Origin of the sequence: Luteibacter sp. (assembly GCF_036500425.1) — a bacterium.
Classification (GTDB): domain Bacteria; phylum Pseudomonadota; class Gammaproteobacteria; order Xanthomonadales; family Rhodanobacteraceae; genus Luteibacter.
Genome location: NZ_DASYCB010000020.1, coordinates 18,533 through 39,602 on the forward strand (window position 1 = coordinate 18,533; position 21,070 = coordinate 39,602).

At 63.8% G+C, this 21,070-nt stretch carries 19 protein-coding genes; 6 read left to right on the top strand and 13 right to left on the bottom strand.

Annotated features, from left to right (window positions below; translation table 11 throughout):
* The first annotated feature begins 47 nt into the window (after positions 1–47).
* Positions 48–2,264 carry a TonB-dependent siderophore receptor gene (locus tag VGN46_RS04335; protein ID WP_331641007.1) on the top strand — a complete coding sequence of 739 codons (2,217 nt, stop codon included), beginning with the start codon at positions 48–50 and terminating at the stop codon, positions 2,262–2,264.
* Between the two features lie 78 nt (positions 2,265–2,342).
* Here VGN46_RS04335 and VGN46_RS04340 read toward each other — a convergent pair whose 3' ends face one another.
* Both VGN46_RS04340 and VGN46_RS04345 read right to left on the bottom strand, forming a co-directional pair.
* Positions 2,343–2,672, bottom strand: coding sequence for a hypothetical protein (locus VGN46_RS04340; protein ID WP_331641009.1), 330 nt, complete (start codon positions 2,670–2,672; stop codon positions 2,343–2,345).
* A 64-nt stretch (positions 2,673–2,736) separates the two neighbouring features.
* Complete coding sequence (locus VGN46_RS04345; protein WP_331641011.1) at positions 2,737–3,300, bottom strand: CGNR zinc finger domain-containing protein; 564 nt, start codon at positions 3,298–3,300, stop codon at positions 2,737–2,739.
* A gap of 111 nt (positions 3,301–3,411) precedes the next feature.
* On the opposite strand from VGN46_RS04345, the gene VGN46_RS04350 reads away from it, so the two are divergent.
* A complete protein-coding gene (locus VGN46_RS04350) occupies positions 3,412–4,284 on the top strand; it encodes an alpha/beta hydrolase (protein ID WP_331641013.1) in 873 nt (290 codons plus the stop codon).
* Positions 4,285–4,367: 83 nt separating this feature from the next.
* Here the strand turns inward: VGN46_RS04350 and VGN46_RS04355 are convergent, their stop codons facing one another.
* Positions 4,368–5,108 carry an SDR family oxidoreductase gene (locus VGN46_RS04355; RefSeq protein WP_331641016.1) on the bottom strand — a complete coding sequence of 247 codons (741 nt, stop codon included), beginning with the start codon at positions 5,106–5,108 and terminating at the stop codon, positions 4,368–4,370.
* A gap of 97 nt (positions 5,109–5,205) precedes the next feature.
* On the opposite strand from VGN46_RS04355, the gene VGN46_RS04360 reads away from it, so the two are divergent.
* Entirely contained in the window at positions 5,206–6,093 is an 888-nt protein-coding gene (locus VGN46_RS04360; RefSeq protein ID WP_331641018.1) for an AraC family transcriptional regulator, read from the top strand.
* Here VGN46_RS04360 and VGN46_RS04365 read toward each other — a convergent pair.
* Together VGN46_RS04365 and VGN46_RS04370 are read right to left on the bottom strand one after the other, a co-directional pair.
* A complete protein-coding gene (locus VGN46_RS04365; RefSeq protein ID WP_331641020.1) occupies positions 6,029–6,748 on the bottom strand; it encodes a hypothetical protein in 720 nt (239 codons plus the stop codon). The genes VGN46_RS04360 and VGN46_RS04365 overlap by 65 nt on opposite strands.
* A gap of 17 nt (positions 6,749–6,765) precedes the next feature.
* The gene (locus VGN46_RS04370; protein WP_331641022.1) at positions 6,766–7,563 is read right to left on the bottom strand and encodes an SDR family oxidoreductase; all 798 of its coding nucleotides are present in this window, start codon (positions 7,561–7,563) and stop codon (positions 6,766–6,768) included.
* Positions 7,564–7,683: 120 nt separating this feature from the next.
* On the opposite strand from VGN46_RS04370, the gene VGN46_RS04375 reads away from it, so the two are divergent.
* Positions 7,684–8,625, top strand: coding sequence for a GlxA family transcriptional regulator (locus tag VGN46_RS04375; protein ID WP_331641024.1), 942 nt, complete (start codon positions 7,684–7,686; stop codon positions 8,623–8,625).
* Here the strand turns inward: VGN46_RS04375 and VGN46_RS04380 are convergent.
* Positions 8,622–10,994 (bottom strand): DNA polymerase II, encoded by a 2,373-nt coding sequence (locus VGN46_RS04380; RefSeq protein WP_331641026.1) that lies wholly within the window; start codon positions 10,992–10,994, stop codon positions 8,622–8,624. The genes VGN46_RS04375 and VGN46_RS04380 overlap by 4 nt on opposite strands.
* Before the next feature lie 182 nt (positions 10,995–11,176).
* On the opposite strand from VGN46_RS04380, the gene VGN46_RS04385 reads away from it, so the two are divergent.
* Positions 11,177–12,442 carry an NAD(P)/FAD-dependent oxidoreductase gene (locus VGN46_RS04385; protein ID WP_331641028.1) on the top strand — a complete coding sequence of 422 codons (1,266 nt, stop codon included), beginning with the start codon at positions 11,177–11,179 and terminating at the stop codon, positions 12,440–12,442.
* Positions 12,443–12,460: 18 nt separating this feature from the next.
* Here VGN46_RS04385 and VGN46_RS04390 read toward each other — a convergent pair whose 3' ends face one another.
* Together VGN46_RS04390 and VGN46_RS04395 are read right to left on the bottom strand one after the other, a co-directional pair.
* Positions 12,461–12,607, bottom strand: coding sequence for a hypothetical protein (locus tag VGN46_RS04390; RefSeq protein ID WP_331641030.1), 147 nt, complete (start codon positions 12,605–12,607; stop codon positions 12,461–12,463).
* A gap of 198 nt (positions 12,608–12,805) precedes the next feature.
* A complete protein-coding gene (locus VGN46_RS04395) occupies positions 12,806–13,096 on the bottom strand; it encodes a hypothetical protein (protein ID WP_331641032.1) in 291 nt (96 codons plus the stop codon).
* A gap of 105 nt (positions 13,097–13,201) precedes the next feature.
* Here VGN46_RS04395 and VGN46_RS04400 point away from each other — a divergent pair, with 105 nt between their 5' ends.
* Positions 13,202–14,167: a GlxA family transcriptional regulator gene (locus tag VGN46_RS04400; protein WP_331641034.1), complete on the top strand. Its 966-nt coding sequence runs from the start codon at positions 13,202–13,204 to the stop codon at positions 14,165–14,167.
* A 182-nt stretch (positions 14,168–14,349) separates the two neighbouring features.
* On the opposite strand, the gene VGN46_RS04405 is transcribed toward VGN46_RS04400, so the two are convergent.
* From VGN46_RS04405 to VGN46_RS04425, 5 genes are all read right to left on the bottom strand, one after another.
* Positions 14,350–14,994: a DUF3800 domain-containing protein gene (locus VGN46_RS04405; RefSeq protein ID WP_331641389.1), complete on the bottom strand. Its 645-nt coding sequence runs from the start codon at positions 14,992–14,994 to the stop codon at positions 14,350–14,352.
* A gap of 162 nt (positions 14,995–15,156) precedes the next feature.
* Positions 15,157–16,896 (bottom strand): MOSC and FAD-binding oxidoreductase domain-containing protein, encoded by a 1,740-nt coding sequence (locus VGN46_RS04410; protein ID WP_331641036.1) that lies wholly within the window; start codon positions 16,894–16,896, stop codon positions 15,157–15,159.
* Between the two features lie 136 nt (positions 16,897–17,032).
* Positions 17,033–18,490: an efflux transporter outer membrane subunit gene (locus VGN46_RS04415; protein WP_331641039.1), complete on the bottom strand. Its 1,458-nt coding sequence runs from the start codon at positions 18,488–18,490 to the stop codon at positions 17,033–17,035.
* Positions 18,491–18,509: 19 nt separating this feature from the next.
* Complete coding sequence (locus VGN46_RS04420; RefSeq protein WP_331641041.1) at positions 18,510–20,000, bottom strand: DHA2 family efflux MFS transporter permease subunit; 1,491 nt, start codon at positions 19,998–20,000, stop codon at positions 18,510–18,512.
* Positions 20,000–21,010 (bottom strand): HlyD family secretion protein, encoded by a 1,011-nt coding sequence (locus VGN46_RS04425; RefSeq protein WP_331641043.1) that lies wholly within the window; start codon positions 21,008–21,010, stop codon positions 20,000–20,002. The genes VGN46_RS04420 and VGN46_RS04425 overlap by 1 nt, the downstream gene beginning before the upstream one ends.
* Positions 21,011–21,070 lie beyond the last annotated feature (60 nt).

The window sequence follows — 21,070 nt, forward strand, 5'->3', positions numbered from 1 at the left end:
CATTTTCATTCGCATTACTGGGCCGCTGCTGCCCTCCAGGATCTGCCATGTTCGCCTCCTCCCTGCCCCGCCGCCGCCTCGCGGCCTCGGTCCGTTTTGCCCTTGTCGGCGCCCTACTCGCCTCCGCGTCGGTGCACGCCGCCGATGCTGACGTAACCGATGCGCAGAAGAAGGCCCAGGAAAACGCGACGACGCTTTCCGGCGTACAGGTGAGCGCGGACATGGCGGCCCCTACGGCAGCGTATGCCGGTGGCCAGGTCGCCCGCGGTGGTCGCTTCGGCGTGCTCGGCAACCAGGATGCGATGAACGTCCCGTTTGCCCTGACTAGCTACACCGACACCCTGATCCGCGCCCAGCAGGCGCGCACCCTGGGTGACGTGGTGCAGAACGACCCGGCTGTCCGCTATGGCTTTGGCTATGGCAACTACTCGCAGGTCTTCGTCATTCGCGGTTTCCAGCTGGCTAGCGACGACATCGGCTTTGATGGCCTCTACGGCCTGCTCCCGCGCCAGCTGCTCGCGCCGGAACTGATCAGCCGCGTCGAAGTGTTCAAGGGCGCCAACGCATTTCTCAATGGCATCAGCGTCAGCGGTAGTGGTATCGGCGGCGGTATCAACATCGCGCCGAAGCGTGCGGAAGCCGAGCCGATCACCCGCGTTGGCGTCGATTACGGCACCAATAGCCAGATCGGTGAAACGATCGACTTCGGCCGCCGCTGGGGTGCAAACAAGGAGTTCGGCTTGCGCGTGAACGCGGTGCACCGTGAAGGCGGCACGGCCGTCGATGGCGAAAAGCGCCGCGTGACCGCCGCCTCAGTGGCTTTCGATTACCAGGGCGAGAAGCTGCGCATCACCACCGACGTCGGTTACCAGAAGCAGGACATCACCGGTGGCCGCTCAGTCGTCTTCATCGGTAGCGCGACCGACGTACCCCGCGTGCCTTCGGCGCGCACGAACTATTCGCAGCCGTGGTCCGGTTCTTCGCTGGAAGATACGTTCGGCGTCGTTCGCGCCGAATATGACTTCACTCCATGGCTCACGGGTTATGTGGCGGCCGGCGCGCATCACGGCAATGAGTTCGGCGATTACGTCAGTCCGACGCTTATCGATACGGCTGGCAACGCGACAGAAGGTCGCTTCACCGTACCCTACGTCGCCAACACCGGGACCGGCGAAGCCGGCTTCAATGCCCATTTCGATACGGGTGAAGTCACCCACCGCGTCACCCTGGGCTTCTCCGCGCTGACAACAAACAAGAAAGCCGCGTACGCCGGATCGGCGTCGATCAACACCAATATCTACAACCCCACCTATGTGGCGCTACCGGATTACGTGTACAACGTCGGCCCGATCAGTAGCCCGGGCATCACCGGTCGCACGCAGCTGCGCAGCCTGGCCCTGTCCGACACGCTCGGCTTCATGGACGATCGCCTCGCGGTCACCGTGGGTGTCCGCCGCCAGAAGCTCCTCGTGGCGAGCTACGCGTATGCCGTGAATGGCGTGCCCGGTTCGAAGAACAGCGAATACGACGCGTACACGAATAGCCCGGTTATCGGCGCTAACTTCCGCATCAGCGACCAGTGGGCGGTGTACGCCAACCACATCGAAGCGCTGACCCAGGGTGGCGAAGCGCCGATCAACTTCAATGGCGCACCGGTGACGAACGCCGGCCAGGTGTTCAAGCCGTATAAGGCCAAGCAGAATGAAGTGGGCGTGAAGTTCGATGCCGGCAATGTCGGCAGCAGCCTCGGCCTGTACCAGATCAAGCAGCCCAGCGCGTACGTCGACAGCACCAACACCTACGTGGTGGATGGCGAGCAGCGTAACCGCGGCATCGAGTGGAGCTTCTTCGGCGAGCCGGTCAAGGGTGTGCGCATCCTCGGCGGTGCGAACTACGTGAAGCCGGAACTGGTGAAGACCCAGGGCGGCCTGAGCGATGGCAATGACGCGATCGGCGTGCCGCGTTTCCAGGCGAATGCCGGCGTCGAATGGACCATCCCGAACACCCAGGACCTGACGCTGAGCGCGCGTGCCGTGCGCACCGGCAAGCAGTACCTCGATGTGAACAACAACCTGCAGGTTCCGGCCTGGACCACGTATGACATCGGCGCGCGGATCACGCCGAAGCTCGAGAACATTCCGGTCACCTTCAACGTCAGCGTCGAGAACCTGATGAATAAGGGGTACTGGGCCTCGGCCACCGGCGGGTACCTGACCCAGGGCACGCCGCGTACCGTGATGGTTTCCGCTTCGTTTGATCTGTAAGCAAGAGCTATCGCGCGCAAGCGCGCTCCTACAAGGGTTCGGCAGACCTGTAGGAGCGCGCTTGCGCGCGATGCTTTTCTACAGGGTCATGTACGTGATGATGAAACACACGGCGGTGAGCAGCACCATCGCCAGGATGAAGAACACATCCGCCGTACGCTCGAGGTGGTGCAGGCGCGCCTCGCTATCGACGCGCAGCGAGAAATAAGCGCATAGCGTCGCGATGAGGAAGAGCACCGCGTCGACGGCGAGCAGGTCATCGGCGATGGTCTGGCTCTTGCTCACCGCGATTGACACACGCAGTAAGCCGATGCCCGTCATGCAGGCACCCACCATGCCGGCGGAAATGCTGCACACCATGCGGCTGGTGCCTTCGGCGAGCGGCGACAACAGGGGAAGGCGGGGCATGCGCGGTCCTCGCACGGGTGGTTGCCGGATCGTAACCGCACGCCGGCCCCAGCATCCATGGGGCTTACTTGCCCTGGCGTTCGCGGAAGCGGCTTACCTTGGCCCGGTTGCCGCACATGGCCATGCTGCACCAGCGGCGGCGGTGTGACTTGGTGCGGTCGTAGAACCACAGCGAGCATTCCTCGTGCTCGCATTCGCGGACCAGGTGGAAGTCACCTTCGGCCAGCAGGGTGAGTGCAGCCTCGCCCAGCGGAGCCAGCGCGCGCCAGGAGGCATCGCCCTCGTAACGGCGTTCAGCGCGCAGGCCCTCGGCATGCGCGACCAGGGCCATGTGGCTACTCATCTGCCGGGTCAGGGCATTGAGGTGTGCCGTATCCACGGCGTCACCGCGCTTTCTCGCCAGCACGGCCTGGCGGATCACTTCACGTAGTTCCACAGCCCGGGCACCGAGGCCGGCGGAGGCTTCCACCGGCCGGCCGGTCATGCGGGACAGCCAGGCGGCGGTGGCAGCATCGGAAACCAGGTGGTCCACCGACTCGCCGTTCTCCATGACCACCGTATTGATCAGGTCCAGCGCGGGCTGGTCCGCGAGGATCGGCGGGATCTCTAGCGAAGTGACGGGGTTCATGGGTCTGAATGGTAACCCCTATAAAGGCTATTGACAAGTTACATGAGCGATGTTTAGCCTAAGCGTAACCCTGATAACTGATTTATTCAGGTTACAACCCGGAGAGCCACCATGAGCCAGATCCCCGCCGATTACCCCATTCACCACCGCTATGTCGACGCCGACGGCATCCGCGTGTTTTACCGCGAAGCGGGCAACCCCACCGCGCCGACCCTGCTGCTTGTCCACGGCTTCCCGACCAGCTCCCTGCAGTACCGCGAACTGTTCAACGAGCTGAAGGACCGCTTCCATCTGGTCGCCCCGGATCTGCCCGGCTTTGGTTTCACTGAAGTTCCGGAGAGCCGGGGCTACGAGTACACCTTCGACAGCCTGGGCAAGACCCTCGAGGCGTTCGTCGACGCGCTCGACCTGCAGAAGTACATCCTTTACGTCTTTGACTACGGCGCGCCATCCGCCCTGCGCCTGGCGCTCGCCAAGCCGGAACGTTTTGCCGGCCTGATCAGCCAGAACGGCAATGCGTACGAAGAAGGACTCGGTGATGCATGGGCGCCAATCCGCGCCTACTGGGCCGAGCCGACGCCAGAGCACCGCGAAGGCGTCCGCGAGGCAACGACACTCGAAGGCATCAAGTGGCAGTACACCGAGGGCGTGTCGGACCCGACGTTGCTTGATCCGATGATGTGGCAGCTGGACCACCTGCTGATGCAGCGCCCCGGCAACACCGACATCCAGCTCGACCTGTTCCTCAATTACCGCACGAACCTGGAAAAGTACCCGGACTTCCAGCGTTTGTTCCGCGAGAAGCACGTGCCGACCCTGGTGATCTGGGGCAAGCACGACCCGTTCTTCATCCCGCCCGGCGCCGAAGCCTACCGCCGCGACAATCCCGATGCCGTCATCGAGCTCCTCGACACCGGCCACTTCGCCCTAGAAACCCACGGCAAACACATCGCCCAACGCATCCGCGACGTCTTCGCAAAGTAATCCACCTGTAGGAGCGCGCTTGCGCGCGATAGAGCTTGCGGCACAATCCATCGCGCGCAAGCGCGCTCCTACAGGGGTCTCAGTTAGCTGTTGAAGGTGATCTCGGCATCCTCGCCCGCGGGGATGCGTAACGGTGCGTTCGGATCGGTTGCCGCGCGCCACACGGCTTCGGCTACCGCGCTGGAGCTCGTGGTGGGTGTGGATGCATCACGCAGGCCTTCGAAGATCTCTCCTGCGAACGCCGCATACGGCGCAGGGAATTCACCTACGCGCGGACGCGCGTTTTCGCCGAAGCGCGTTGTGGGCGCGCGGCCTGGCAGCACGATGCAGGCGCGAATGCCGAACAGCGCCAGCTCCAGTGCGAGCGATTCGGTGAAGGCATTTACCGCTGCCTTGCTCGCCGTGTAGACCGAGAGCAGCGGCAACGCGCGCAGCGTGACGGTGGAGGTGACATTGATCACCACGCCGGCTCTCCGCTCGCGGAACTGCGGCAGCACGGCCTGGGTCATCGCGATCGTGCCGAGCGTGTTCGTTTCGAAGACCTCGCGCGCTATCTGCATCGGCGTGCCTTCCAGTGCGTTGAACATGCCGATGCCGGCGTTGTTGACCAGCACGTCGATCGGGCCGGCTTCCTCCAATGCCCGCGCAATGCTTGCCGGGTCGGTGACATCCAGCGTGACGACCTTCAGGTTGTCGGAAGCGGGCAGCACCTCCGCGCTCGGCGTGCGCATCGTCGCGACCACGCGCCAGCCCTTGTCGAGGAAATATCGGGCGGTCTCGAGGCCAAAGCCCGACGAGCAGCCGGTGATGAGGACGGTTTGCATGGGGAAACTCCTGGGTGGGTGGATGTACCCAAGATAGGTGCCACTCTCCGGACGGACTATAATCAAACGTCCGCTATTCATTCGCACGAGTCCTGCCATGACCGATCCCTTTGCCGAAGTGGTGACCCTGCTCCAGCCGGTCATGCGCTTTTCAAAGGTCGTGACCGCGGGCGGCCGGTGGCGGGTGAACCGACCCGCTACCGGGTCCCCGTTCTATTGCGCCGTACTGGAAGGCTCATCCCGGCTCAACGTGGCGGGACAGGCGCTGACCCTGCACGCCGGCGATTTCGTGCTGGTCCCCGCTGCTTTCGAGATCGACAGCAGCAGTCTGGAAGCGCCACCCGAAGCGGAGATGTCGCCGGTGGAGGTCGCCGACGGACGTTCGCGGGTGGGTGACCCGGATGGGCCCACCGATTACCGCGCACTGATCGGCCATTGCGCGTTTGCTTCGCCCGACGCTGCCCTGCTCGTGTCGTTGCTACCGGACGTGGTGTACGTGCGCGACGAGCCACGCCTCACGACGCTGGTCGGCTTGGTCGGCAACGAGGCGCGCGGTGCGCGCCCTGCCCGCGATGTCGTGCTCGAACGGCTGCTCGAAGTGCTTTTCATCGATGCATTGCGCTGCGCGGGTGCCACCGCACCCACCGGCCTTGTCCGTGGCCTTGCCGATCCGCGTATCGCACCGGTGCTTCGCCGCATCCATGAAAGCCCCGCCGACGCATGGACGGTAGTGCGCATGGCGCACGAAGCCGCGCTTTCGCGTTCGGCGTTCTTCGAACGCTTTACGCGCGTGGTCGGGGCGGCGCCCATGGAGTATCTGCTGACCTGGCGCATGGCCATGGCGCGGCAGCTTCTGCGCCGCGACGGTGCGGGAGTAGCCAGCGTTGCAGAACAGGTGGGTTACGGTTCGGCCAGCGCCTTTAGCGTGGCTTTCGCGCGGCACGTCGGCCAGCCGCCGGCGCGTTATGCACGGGCGGTGGGGTGAACGCGACGCTGCCGTTCTTCACCGCGGTGTAATAGCCCCACAGGATTTGCGCGGCCAGGGCTCGGTAGGGCTTCCAGCGTTCTGAGCGCGCGTAAAGCTCTTTCTCGGAAGGGCGATGTTCCAACCCGTCTACCATGCGCGCCGCTTCCTGAAGGGCAATATCCGCCGCCGGGAAAAAATCGGTACGGCCGTATGCGCCTATAAGGAATGCTTCCGCCGTCCACCTTCCGATGCCGAGTAACGCAGTGAGCGCGGCAACCGCTTCGTTATCGTCGCTACGCGCCAGCGCCGCGAAATCGACACGACCTTCGTTCTCAGCCTGAGCCAGCGCGACGGCGTAACGCGCCTTCGGCTTCGACATGCCCAGTTCGCGCATGCGCTCTTCGCCCGCGGCGATCACGGCACCTGCGGTGACCTCGCCAAGCCCGTCCTCGATGCGTTTCCAGATAGCGGCCGCCGAGGCGATCGATACCTGCTGCTCCGCGATCAGATGGAGCAGGCCGCTGAAGTTTGCCGGCCGCGAGCGCCATGCGAACTCCGCTACCGCCGCATTCGCGATCGCCAGGGCCGGATCCAAACGAACGAGCTCCGCACGCAAGGCGCGGAGCTCGTCGGCGGTGTAGCTGTGGCCATGCGGACGGGATGTTCCGGGCATCCCGTCAGGTTATCGGCTTACGCGATAGCAAGGTAGCGTTCGGCCGGCGTGGCGCTGGAGAGGCGCGGCGCCATCACCTGGCGTGCCGCTTCGTAAGCGTTCCAATCGGCCTCATCCTGCAGCGGCGGGATGGTGATCAGTTCACCGCGGTCGAAGCCGACCAGGGCCGAATCGACCAAGTCTGCCGCCGTCATCACGATCTCCTTCGGCAACATATCGATCGACATGCCACCCGCGTCCCAGAAATCCGTCGCCGTCGCACCCGGCAGCACGGCCTGCACCTGCACGCCCTTGTCGGCGAGCTCATGCTTCAACGACTGGGTGAACGCGACGACATAGGCCTTGCTGCCGCCATACACGCCATTGAGGATCTCGGGGGCGATCGCCACGATCGAGGCGATGTTGATGACCGCGCCTTTGCCGCGGGCGACGAACCCAGGCACCACGGCATAGGTCAGGCGGGTCAGTGCCGTGACGTTGAGATCGATCATCTTGTTCATGGCTTCGATCTTGCTGTCGAGCAGCGGCGTGTGCGTGCCGACGCCAGCGTTATTCACCAGCAGGCTGACACTCGCATCCTCGCGCAGCTTCGCTTCCACACGGCCGAGGTCGGCGGCGTTGGCGAGATCGGCGGCCAGGACTTCCACGGCGCGGCCCGTGGCCTGGCTGATCTTCGTAGCCAGGGCGTTCAGGCGATCGCGGCTGCGGGCGACCAGGATCAGGTCGTAACCGCGGGCGGCGAGGCGCTCGGCGTAGACCGCGCCAATGCCCGACGAGGCACCGGTGACAACGGCAGTTCCAAGGGAAGCGTTCATGGGGTTCTCCAGGGGGTAAGGCGGCGGGTGCCGCGACTTGGAGATAGCTTGCGCCGGGTCGACGATGGCGCAAATGACGTATATAGTCGTGTTTTATGCCATGACACCGGGAGGCCGGCCATGCACCGTGTCGGTTATGTTCTGTCGGACAGCTTCCAGATGATGGCCCTCGGGACCCAGGCCGTTTTCGAGTTCGCCAACCAGATCGTTGGCAGCGAGTACTATCAGGTCGACGTCTATGCGTCGGGCGGTGGCGATGTGCGCTCGTCGATGGGCGTATCGGTCTCGACCCAGCCACTCACTGCGCGCACGCCGGCGGACACCTGGCTGATCCCGGGCGTACTCGATCCGCTGGTCGCGGAGACTGAACCCGCTGTACTCAAGTTCCTCGCTGGCCCGGCCCAGCGCGCCCGGCGCATTGCTGGCTTGTGTACCGGCGGGTTCATGCTCGCCGAAGCGGGGCTGCTTGAGGGCCGTCGCGCCACGACGCACTGGCTCTTCGCCGATGCGCTGCGCCAGCGCTATCCAAACATCACCGTGGAACCGGATCGCATCTTCGTGACCGATGGCCCGATCTGGACCTCAGCCGGCATGACCGCCGGCCTGGATCTTGCGCTTGGCCTCGTGGAGAAGGATCTCGGCCCCGAGGTCACCCGCTCGCTTGCGCATAAGCTGGTCATGCCGCATCGCCGTTCCGGCGGCCAGACCCAGCATTCGGAAATGCTGATGCTCGCGCCACGCACGGATCGCATCCAGGAAGCGCTTGATTACGCGCGGCGTAACCTCGGCCAGCCACTCGGCGTTGAAGAACTCGCTGAGGTCGCCCACCTGAGCCCGCGCCAGTTCAGCCGCGTGTTCACCGCGGAAACCGGCGAGTCGCCGGCCAGGGCGGTGGAGAAGCTGCGCCTCGAGGCCGCCCGCACGATGATCGAGCAGAGCCGGCACTCGCTTGATGTGGTCGCGCGTGAAACGGGATTCCGCGACCGCCGCCATCTGCGTGAAGTATTCGTGCGCGGCTACGGCATCGCGCCGCAGTCGGTCCGTCGCTCGGCGCGCGCCTAGAACAGTTCGGGTTGCTGGTTGGTCAGCGCGCCCAGGCTATCGCCGAGCGGCGCGAGAATCGCATCGGCGATCGGCTCCAGCTGGTTGGTGAGGTAGTGTTCGTGGTCGATGCTGGCCACGCGCGCTTCGACCGGTTCAGGCCCGCTTAGCGTCATCACGTAGCTGATCCAGCCACCGTTCTGATACTGCAATGGCCGGCCGTGGCGCGCGTTGTATTCATCAGCGAGCCGTGCCGCGCGCACCTGTGGTGGCGTGGTGCGGTCATACGAATCCAGCTTGCCGCGCAGGCGCTTGCGGTAGACGAGCAGGTCATCGAGTGCGCCAGCCTGCAACTGCCGCACGTAATCCTTCACGTAGTCGGCATAGGGTTCGCGGCGGAAAATGCGACCGTAGAGTTCACGCTGGAAGCCTTGCGCGAGGGGCGTCCAGTCGCTGCGGACGGTTTCCAGGCCACGGAATACGAGTTCTTCGCTGCCGTCTTCCTCAACCAGCCCCGCGTAACGCTTCTTGCTGCCTAGTTCGCTGCCGCGAATGGTTGGCATGAAGAAGCGCTTGTAATGCGTATCGAATTCGATCTCGAGAAAACTGGTGATGCCGAGCTCGGCCGCGAGCGTGTCTTTCCAGAAGCCGTTGATGCGTGCAACCAGGCGTTCAGCCACCTCCATCGCGGCCGCTTCATCGTGGGCACGACCGAGCCAGATGAAGATCGAATCGGTATCGCCGTAGATCGCTTCATAGCCTTCCGCTTCCACGAGTTCGCGCGTCTTGCGCATCATCTCGTGGCCGCGCAACGTCACCGCAGAGGCCAGGCGCGGATCGAAGAAGCGGCCACCTGAGGCGCCGAGCACGCCAACAAAGGCGTTCATCAGCAGTTTGAAGGCTTGCGACAGCGCCTGGTTGCCCGCGCGCTTGGCCTGGTCGCGGCGCTCCCAAAGGTGGGTGATGATGCCTGGCAGGCAGTGTTTCGTCCGCGAGAAGCGCGTGCCGTTCGGCCCGGGAACGGTCTTGCTGTCGTCACCTTCCAGCGCACCCTCCGCCAGTCCGATCGGGTCGACCAGGAAGGTCCGGATGATCGAGGGGTACAGGCTCTTGTAGTCGAGCACCAGCACGGAATCGTAGATGCCTGGCCGCGATTCCATGACGAAGCCGCCGGGGTACGACTCGCCATGCGCGAGGCCGATGTTCGGTGCCACGTAGCCTTCGCGGTGCATACGCGGCAAATAGTGGTGGCTGAACGCGGCGATGGATCCGCCGGACTGGTCGGCTGGCAGGCCCGTGGCATTCGCACGCTCAAGCACGAAGTCGAGCAGGCTCACCTTGGCGAAGATCTTGGTCACCAGCTCGCAATCAACGAGGTTGTACCGCGCCAACGCCGGCTTATCCTCGCGGAAGCGCCGCTCGATCTCATCCATGCGGTGATACGGGTCTTCCGTATCCTTGCCTTCGCCGAGCAGCGTCTGCGCGACATTTTCCAGGCTGAAGGAAGGGAACGACCACATCGCCGAGCGCATCGCTTCGATGCCATCGATGGCGAGGCGGCCAGGGATCGAGGCAAATACATAACCCTCGCGACGTCCATGCGCACGCCAGTCGATCGGCTTGCCCGAGCGGCCGAGCGCCAGGACGAGGCCGTGCTGGTCCGCGCATGCTTGTAACAGCCGCAGGTCGAACTGGACCAGGTTCCAGCCGATGATCGCGTCGGGGTCGTGCTCCCGGAACCAGGCGTTGATGGCGAGGATCAGCGCGGGGCGGTCGGGCAGGTAGGTCAGGTTGAAGTCGGTTTCCGCTGCGGGCCCTTCAGCTGGTGCGCCAAGCATGTACACCTGCCGTTGGCCGCAGCCCTCCAATGCCACGGAGTAAAGCTCGCCCATGGCGCTGGTTTCGATATCGAGCGAGACCACCCGCAGCGGCGGCCGGTACGGATCGGCCGCCTTCAATCGCGGGTTGACCCACACCGCATCGGCTTCCTGACCCGTGGCTTCCACGGTCACCGAGGCGGTGATGAAACGCTCCATCAGGAAGCGATCGGTTGGGCGGATGTCGGCTTCGTGCAAATTCACCCCGCGCTCGGCCAGGCGCTTCTCCAGCCGGAGCATGGCGCGATAGCTCTGGCCGTAGAGGGCGCGTACCGCTTCCTGGGCGAGGGTCTTCAGCGGCAGCTGCTTGAGATCGAAGGCGGCATCGTTACGAATAACGGCCTCGACCTCGGCCACCTGCGACTCACGCACGAACGCGACGGCCGTCTGCCCCTTGATCACCACCGCGCGCGGACCCTCGTCCGTGGCCAGCCACAGCTCCAGATCCAAGCCTTCGCGGGTGTCCCGCCATTGACGGGTGAGGATGAAGGCGCGTTGGCCGGGGGGATTCATCGCCCGATTTTACAGCGGGTGGCGGCCATGACGGGAACAAAGAACCAGCCTGCTGACAGCATGATGTCAGCAGGCTTGTGGAGGTTTTCTGGTCGCCACATGACATGACGCGCGTATCCAGCGGGTACCGTATGATCCGTAGTAGTCGCCGGTCAACTCCTTTCGGGAGCAAACGCGTTCGCATGACAAACGAAAAGACCTTCGATGTCGATGTCGTGATCGTCGGTGCAGGCGCCGCAGGTATCGGTGCGGCGCGGAGACTTTCCGGCAAGGGTTTATCGGTGTGGTTGCTTGAAGCCTCGCAACGCGTCGGTGGGCGTGGCTGGACACTCGATCTCGCAGGCCTTCCGCTCGATATGGGTTGTGGCTGGTTGCATTCCGCCGAGCACAACGCATGGCGAATGATCGCAGAGGACCAGGGCTGGGAAGTCGATCGTCGGCCTGCCGCATGGGACAAGAAGCAGCCGCATCCGCATTTCAGCGATGCCGAGCAGGATGAGGCACATGCAGCGTTTCGTGCCTGGCACGAACGCTTGATGGATTCGCCGCCGCCCTCAGATCGCGCTTCCGACGCGCTTGATCCGGCTAGTCGATGGAATGGTTACCTGCAGGCCATGAGCGGGTTCATCAGCGGCGCCCCCCTGGAGCGCATTTCCGCCGCTGACTACGACGCTTACGAGCGCGTTGCCACGGAGCACAACTGGCGGCTTCCACGTGGCTACGGCACGTTGATCGCATCACAAGTGCCCACTGATGTCAGCTGCCGTTTCGCCACGCCGGTCGAGTCCATCGATGCTGACGGCAATGGCGTCGTCCTGACGTCACCTCAGGGATCTGTGCGTAGCCGCGCCGCGATCGTCACGGTCTCGACGAACGTGATCGCAAGCCACCTCATCCGCCTTCCCACCGCGCTCGACGACTGGCGCCACGCCGCCACCTGCCTACCCCTGGGCTGCGACGAGAAGCTGTTCTTCGAGATCATGGGTGATATCGAACTCCCCTCGGAGCAGGTGCTGATCGCCGACCCCTACGATCCCGATAGCCCGGTGTTCTACTTCCAGCCCCTGGAGCGACCACTGGTCGAGACCTTCGTCGGCGGACGAAGCGCGCACCAGGTAGGGACCGATGGCCCGGCGGCGGCGTTCGACTATCTTTCGGGACTACTTGCGGGTCTGCTGGGAAGTGAGGCCGCTAAGCAGTTACGCCCCCTGGCGTCGTCAGCCTGGAGCGTCTCGACGTACATCCGTGGCTCATACAGCCACGCCTTACCTACCCAGGCCCATCAGCGCCAGCAACTGGCCAGGCCGTTCCGCGACCGTCTCTTCTTCGCGGGTGAAGCGACGCACACGAATGCGTTCTCCACAGCACACGGCGCGCTCGAGAGTGGCGAGCGCGCCGCGGATGAACTACTAGTCAGCTTGCCGCCACGGGGTGGTCGGCTGCTCTGAACCTATGAGCGACGGCGATCAGTGACGCCAGCCACTGCGGCAATCGTGCCAGCGGCAATAGTTGTCCTGGTGGTAGTGACCACCCGGGCGGCGGTCATCGATGATGCAGCCGCTCAGCGACGAAGCGAGCATCACGATAGTCATGGCGAACATCAGGCGTTTCATGGCGGTACTCCGTGTCGTGCACACGTGGCACGCTCGACACCAGCCTGGAACGATTTCGCTGAATGAAAGGTCGCTAAAAGCGTATGTGAGACGTGACCAGCACGCGCTCATTCAGCCCTGCGTTGCCTGCCGGTCAGGTCCGTGAATCCATGGCGAATACCCGGTGCAGATACGGTGCACCGGGCATGGCATCGCACGTTACGCGGCCGGCAACAGGCGGCCTAGCGGCATCAGCGGCATGACCGGGAGCAGCTCGTACTTCATGAGGCCGGCCGCGACGAGCGGCAATGTCGCGAGTTCAGCACGCGCGGCATCGATGGATTCCGCGTCCATCAGGAAGATCGGTCCGGCTTTGTCGCGGAACCAGAACTGCTCGATCTTGCCGTCCAGGTAATGCTTGATCGTGGCATAGACCTCGGCCGGCATGTGCGCCTGCAGCTGTTCGGGCTGAAGCGTGGCGGGGACGGAGGCGATGGCAAAGATTTTCATGAGAGCTTCCTCGTTTCTGCGGTGGGTTGTGGAACGAGGTCACTCTAGGCAGCGCGGGGCGATGCCGGTATCGTCGTAAACGACACCTTTGAGGTCATTTCCGCCATGCGCATCACCCTCCTCGCCTTGGAAGGCCTGTTTGATACCGGCTTGATGGTTTTGCTGGACGCGTTTTCGTTGGCTAACAAGTTCGCAGCCATGCAAATGGGCGGCTCACCGCACTTCGATGTCACCGTGGTGGGTGTCCGCAAGAAAGTGCGCTCGGGCCAGGGCATCGTCATACCCGTGCAGGTGATCACGCCAGAACTCAATCCCGATTGGGTGGTCGTGCCTGCGCTAGGCGCTGGATCGCCCGATATTCTCGTCCCCGCCCTCGAGCGCGCCGATGTCAGGCAGGCCGCGAAACAATTGCTCGCATGGCGGGAAGAAGGGGTGCAGATCGCGGCGTCGTGCATCGGCACCTTCATCCTGGCGGAAGCCGGTTTGCTGGATGGACGCGAGGCAACGACGACGTGGTGGCTCGCACCGTTGTTCCGCCAACGCTATCCGCAGGTGAAGCTCGACGAATCGCGCATGCTCGTGCCCACGGATGTCGGCGTGACTGCCGGTGCCGCGATGGGCCATCTTGACCTAGCGCTATGGCTCATCCGCAAAGTCAGCCCAGAACTCGCGCACATGGTGTCGAGGTACCTGCTTGCGGATATTCGTCGCTCACAGGCTCCGTACATCATCCCTAACCATCTTGCGCAGGCGGATCCACTGATCCTCAAGTTTGAACGCTGGTCACGCGACCAGCTCAAGCACGGCTTCTCACTGGATGACGCCGCGAACGCGCTCGCGACCAGTCCGCGCTCGCTGCAACGGCGCTGCCAGGCGGTTCTCGGTAAGTCGCCGCTTGCGTACTTCCAGGACCTGCGTGTTGAACGTGCGCAGTCGCTGCTACATGGCAGTGGCATGGACATCGAAGCGATTGCAGCGGAAGTGGGTTATGAAGACGGCGCAACGCTGCGGACATTGCTACGCCAGCGGCTCGGCAAAGGCGTACGCGATCTGCGTGCGGACCTGAGGTAGCACTCCCGACGAACCCCGAATGCGATGTTTCTCATGCACTTAGACGCGACGGATGCGCAAAATCATGTTGCGAGGGAAGCTTTGGGGTCGTATAGTGACAGCTGATCGGCCAACCCGAACTCGTCGATAAGAGCCCCTGGGCGCTTCTTCGGATAGACGAAGTTTCAGGGTTGGCCATTTTTTTAGTAGAAGTGATCGTTGCTTGACGCATACAGGTCGTGACAGGACGCGAGGTTGTGTTCTATCTGCTGCAGCCTGCGTTTGTCGCCTCGCTCGTAAGCTCGCTGGATTGCCCAGGCGCAATAGTCGGCGACCTGAATGCACGGATCGCTACTAGCTGACCAAAACGTCGTCTGCCATCTCACCCCCTGCAATACCTGCTGGGCAACCTCATTGATGGCCTCGCGAAATACGTGTCGTTCCCTCTTTGTTCCGATCGAAGCCGCCTGAATAAGCAGGTCGTCGCCGCCGTTTGCGATCGCGCGTCCACAGTGCCTGAAGTGCATGTACCAGGCATGTTTGTAGAACGCGAAGCGGTTCGCACGGACGTTCGGGAAGACCTTGGACTTCTCAAGTAACGTCGCGTCGATCCGAAAACTCTTACGCTCTATCGGTTCGTACACACGGTTCCGCACGGACTCTGGGTCCTTGCTCGCATGAAAGTGCTCTGCATCGACGTTAAGCCCTTCCCAAGCGAGTGTACGTCGGAGCTCGAGCAGATCCGTGCCGATGGAGCAATCTTCGACATGGACTGTGCAGATGATGAAGTACCGCGAAGCTTGAGGTTTCCTTGCGAACTCCATGCATCCCGCTTCGTCCGCGAACATGTAGCGCACATCATTTCCCTGCATAACAAGATGCTTCGATCAAAGCACATTGATTTCATATGTCCAACGAGATGCCCATTTGCGCGGCACTTTTCTCTCCACGTTCTGTTGGTGGACGACTTTTCGATGACGATTTTCCGTAGATCGCGGGCATCGCAGCGACTAGAGGTCAATCTGTATGTCACCTTTGGGCCCGCTACAGCAAATGAGAATGCGGCCCTCAGCGGGTGGATCAGGCGGCTCGTTGGTGTAGTCGACGTTGCCTCCGATCACTGCGGTTTCGCAGCTGTGGCAGACGCCTGATCGACAGGACCAGCGGACGGGAACGTCGCAAGCCTCGGCTAGTTCGAGCAGGCTGGCGTATTTCGTGCCCCAATGAACGGCGAGGCCGCTGCGGACGAAGGAGACGATGGGGCCGCCCTGGTCTTTATCAGCCGGAGCGTGCGGAGGTTTCGCCTTCGCCCCGATGACACCAGGCTGGAACGCCTCCTGGCCGCCGAACAGCTCCGAGATGACCTCGCTGTGGCCGGCCGCCGCAAGTTCGTCGCGCATCTTTTGGAGGAAGCGTGTGGGGCCGCAGAGATAGATGCGGGCGTCTGCGGGAACACCCAACATCAGGAGGTCTTTCATGCCAATGTGCCCATCGACATCAAATGCGGCGACTTGCCGGTCAGCCGGGGTCGGCCTGCTGAAGGCGAGCAGGTGCTTTGCCGTGGGACAGGCGCTCAGTAGGCCCGTGATTTCGTCGGCGAACGGATTATCCGTTCCATCGCGCGTGCCATAGATCCAGAACACCAGTCGCGGGGTGGCACGTGCGAGCTCGTGCAACATGGCGAGCAAGGGTGTGATGCCAATCCCCGCCCCCCAAAGAACGACGGGGCGCCCATCGTCGACGAGACAGAACGTGCCACGCGGCGCGCTAATCCCGAGCGTGTCACCCTCACGCAGCGCGTCGTGGAGGTACTGGCTACCCTCGCCGCTGCCCCGCTTCACGGAGATCCGGTAACGGCCGTCCAGTGACGTGTCGGATAACGAATAGCTGCGAATGATCGGCGAGCGTGGCGCCGGCGGTTGCAGCCTGAGCACGATGAATTGCCCGGCGCGCGCGCGCGGCAGCGGTTTGCCATCCTTCGCTTCGAGGACAAACGACCGGACCAGTGCGCTTTCCTGACGAATAGACGTCACGCGAATCTCGCGGAAGCCGCTCCATGCGGGCGGCCTCGAGGCAGGCCCGCCGAGTGCGACGTTGCCGCTAGCCCCCGGGCCAGCCGCGAGCAGTTCATCGAACGACTGGCGCCAGCCCTTGCTCAGTGCGGGGATCTGCGTGGCCCGCTTCAGCTTCGCGGGGGTTTTGCCTGGCAGGTAGAGCAACGCATCGATCTCCGCGACGGTCATTCCGCTGCCTTCCTGCTCCTTCGTGATGACGTCGCCCGCGCCGATCAGGCCCTCCTCGATGACGCGGAAGTAAAAGCCGGGCCGTCGATGCGAGACTAGCAGGTTAGCCATCCGTGGTTCTTCCATCCGCATGGCCACGCGGTAACACGTGACCCGCGGCTGGGTGACCTCGAGCAAGGCATCGCCGATACGGTAGCGATCGCCGATGCAGACTTCGTCGTCAGCGAGGCCGTCGACGGTGAGGTTCTCACCGAAGCTGCCGTAATCAAGCGTGGGGCGTTTGAAGAAGGCCTCCCAGTAACGATACGACGCCGCCTGATAAACCATGACGGCGCGGTGCTCGCCCCCGTGACCGGCAAGATCACCCTGCCCGTCACCGTCGATGTTCAGTCGGCGCACCATCACGCGCCCGCTCACGGGCCGCTTCCACACGGCGGTGTGAACGGTCTTGCCTTGCCACGCGATGTCTTGCGGTAGCCCGACGTTGACGGCGAGCAGCACGGCCATGGCGGTGGTCCTCTGGATGTCGAATCGGCCGGCGTGGCGACCCTACTCGAGCGATACCTTACGCTTGCGCCATGGCCGGCGCTTTGCCGAAACGATCACTCCGGCATACCTGACGCACGCCCGCTGCACGCCGGGGCTATTTCACCTTCCTGAGGAAGGCCTGCCCCGACTGCCCGCCGAGCGCGACGGTCAGCTGCACCGCATCAAGATACTGCGCGGTTCTCGCCTGCACCTGGCCGATCAACGCACGCTGCCGCGCTCGCTGGGCGTCGAGCACCGCGAGCACGCTCGCATCGCCTGCCCGGAAGCCTTCCTGGCTCAGCTGAAGGCTGGTCTCCGCCGCGTCAAGCGCCCGGCCCTGCGCGGCATATTCGTCGGCGTCGTGACCGATACCCTGAAGCACATCAGCCACCTGGCCCAGCGACACAAGAAGGGTCTGCCGGTAGTTCGCCAGTGCAGCGTCATACGCATCCACGGCACCGCGTCGGTTTGCCTTCAGCGTGCCGCCATCGAAGATCGGACCAGCCAACGCACCAACGATGCCCCACAGCGTACCCACACCTGCGCCAGCGCTGGCCTGGGTCAAGGCGCCGGAAAGCTGAAGGTGCGGATACATGTCGGCCGTCGCCACGCCGATCGCGGCGCTGGCCGCATGCAGTTGGGCTTCCGCGGCGAGGATGTCCGGCCGCTGCCGCGCGAGTTCCGAAGGAACGCTCAGCGGGAGTTCCGCGGGTAGCGTGAAGTCGGCCATGTCGAAATCGGGTGGCACCCAGTCGGCCGGCCCTTTGCCAGCCAGCACGGACAACGCATGCCGCGCCGTATCGCGTCGTTGTGCCAACGGCGGCAGCAAGGTTTCGTCCTGCGCTAGCTGACTTTGCGCCAGCGCGATGTCTGCCTTCGTTGCGCTGCCGTAACGTTGCGCTCCCGTCACCAGTTCAAGCGTGTGTCGGTCCGTGGCGAGCAGATCCTCGACCGCCGCGATTTGCGCGCGCGCCGACGCGAGCGCGATGGCCTGGGTCACCACATCGCCAGTCACCGTGAGGTACGCCGCATCGAAGCGGTGGCGCTGCAGGTCGGCCAGGGCCGTGGTCTGCTCGATCTGCCGACGCGTACCACCGAACAGATCGAGGTCGAAGTTCACCGTGGGGCCGATAGCGTAGACGTTTGAGGTCGCGCGCCCTGCACCGAAGCCGGTGCGCTGCCGTCCCGCCTGGGCGCCGAACGCGACCTGCGGCTGCAGCGCACCGCCGGCAGCGGCGATCGCTTCGTCGGCCTGCGCGATCGTGGCGTTCGCGGCATCCAGGGTTAGATTTCCGTCGATCGCCTTCTTAACCACAGCGTCGAGCCGCTGCGAATGGAACAAGGTCCACCAGTCGGCATTGATCTTTGCATCGAAGCCGACACGCGGTGCGCCATCGGCGCGGGCGTGGTCGAGCTGCTTTTCGGCCGTGGTGTCGTAGTGCGTCGACGTCGTATCGTCCGGACGCTGGTAGTCCGGCCCGACCATGCATCCGCTAAGGAATGCCAGCGTCGTGCCACCAAGCACCGCAGTGAGCACGGTGCGCCTTGCATGATTCAGTCGTGCGGTATTCATGGGGTTACCAGGGTGTTGATTAACCAGCACGGGGCCGGCGGATGAAGAAGATGAGGGGACTGACGACGAGCATCGCCACGAACAGGAGCTTGAACTGGCCGATCACGGCGACCATGGCCGCCTGGCCGGTGACACCTTCATTGAGCGCGGCGAGCGCGGCACCCGGGGTCGAGGACGACACGTTGGCGAACGTACCGAACGGGCGCAGGTGTTCGGCGAGGGCCCCGTGCATAGCTTGGGTGTTCATGAAGAAGTACAGCTGCACCACGGCCACACCGAGCGTGCTTCCATACAAACGAAAGAGGTTGAACAACACCGTGCCGTGCGCACGTAGCGCCGGGCTGAGCGTACCGAAAGTCGCGCGGGTGATCGCTGGCATGAGCAAGCCAAGGCCTGCGCCTTGCAGCAACCCGGCGAAGCCGACCGCCCAGCCATCCATCAGCGGTGAGTAGGTCAACATGTGCCAGTTGCCTACGCTGACCAGTGCGACACCCAACGCCAGCACGACACGGTTATCAAGCCACGCCGGGATACGCCATGTCGCCACCAGGCAGGCCATCATGGCGACGCCACGCGGTATGGTCAGGATGCCTGCCGCGTCGCCGGGGTAGCGCAGCAGCTCTTCAAGCATGGGTGAGGTGAGCGCCAGCGTCGGCAACAGCACGAAGCCAAAGACGAAGTAGATGATCGCGCCGATCGTGAAGTTCGGGTCGGCGAACAGTGCGCGATCGAGGTAGTGGTTTTTCTTCGTGAAGATATGCACGAGGTAGAGCCATGCGCCCAGCGCTGCCGCGATCGCTTCGATCCGGATCTCGGTCGAAGCGAACCACTCCAGCCGCTGCCCGCGGTCGAGCATCATCTGTCCCGCGGTCAGGCTGATCGACAAAGCACCCCAGCCGAAGAAATCGAACGGCGCGCGAGGCACATGCCGCTCGCGCAGGAACAACGCGATCGCGAGCGTGATGAAGCCGACCAGCGGGAAGCTCACGTAGAAGATCGCATGCCAGCCGAACCCTTCACTGAGGAAACCACCGATCGATGGGCCACTCAGGATGCCGAGCGTTCCGGTCACCGCCCAGGTCATGCCGATGCGCCCATGCCGCAGCGGTGGTAGTTCGGAAAGCAGGATCGACATCGACAGTGGCGCCAGCGTGGCGCTCGCCGCACCTTGCACGATGCGCGCGCCAACGAACTGCAGCGGCGTGGTCGCGAGCACATCGAGCACCAGCCCAACGGTGAATACCATAAGCGAGAGCAGGTAAATCGTCTTCCTACCGAAACGCGCGGCCAGCCAGTGCGTGAGTGGCATGACCACCGCACTCGCTGCGATGTACGAGGTGAACACCCAGCCGACCTGGTCATCGGTCATCGACAGACCACCCTGCAGGCGCAGCAGGGCCGCGTTCGGGATCGAGATATTCACGGCCTGCATGTAGGTCGCGAGCAAGCCCGCCAGGATCAATATGCGGTGCTCGCCGGGCGAATGCGCGGCGGGTTGTGCGGCAGACATTACGGTACCCTCGCCACGCGTTCGTCCGCATTGCCAGTCTGCGTCGTGTCGACTTCCACCAACACGCTGATACCCGAGTACAACGGCCACTGTGGGTCAGCCTGGTCGAGTTCGAGGCGCACCGGGAGGCGCTGCACCACCTTCACCCAATTGCCCGTCGCGTTTTCAGGCGGCAGCACCGAAAACTCCGAACCCGTGCCGGGGCTCATGCTGGTAATGTGCGCGGAGAACACATGGCCGGGGTATGCATCTACACGCAGGGTCGCGCGCTGGCCCGGGCGCATGTTCGTCAGGTTGGTTTCGCGGAAGTTAGCTTCGATCCATACATCACGGCTGGAGATCAGCGCGAACACCGGTGCGCCCGCATTCACGAAGTCACCCGCCTGCACGTCATCGACGCGCGCCACCGTGCCGTCGTCCGGTGCGGTAACCGTCGTGTAGGAGAGATCCAGGTGCGCACGGTCCAGCTGTGCCTGGGCTTCGCGCACGCTCGGGTGGCGTTCAGCCGGAAGGGTCGGGTCGCCTGCAAGCGCTGCGACGGTGTTCGCGACATCTTCCTGCTCTGACGCAATGTGCTGCCGGCTCACCTTGAGGTCGGTCTCCGCGCGCTCATACGTGGCGCGCGAGGCGTAGTCGGACGCGAGCAGCGCCTTCTTGCGCTCGAACTCGCGCTGGTTGAAGTCGGACGCGTCTTTCGCGGATTGCAGCTCGGCCAGCTGATGACGATAGGTCGCCTTCAACCCTTCGACCTGCAGGCGCGTGCTGGCCAGTTTGGCCTCGGCCGCATCCACCGCGATGCGATAGGGGGCGGGGTCGATCCGCACCAAGACCTGGCCTTTGCGGACGCGCTGGTTATCCGCCACCGCGACCTCCAGCACCTGGCCGGGGACGCGGGCGTTGATCGCCACCTTGGCCGCGCGGACGAAGGCGTCATCCGTCTCCACATGGCCCGCTCGGGACACGTGATACGCCGCTCCGCCCAACGCCAGCAGCACCGGCAGGCCGATCATCAGCGCCCAGCGGACGGCGCTGGAGCGGGCGGCGGGCCGTCTTCGAGGTGCTTGTTCATT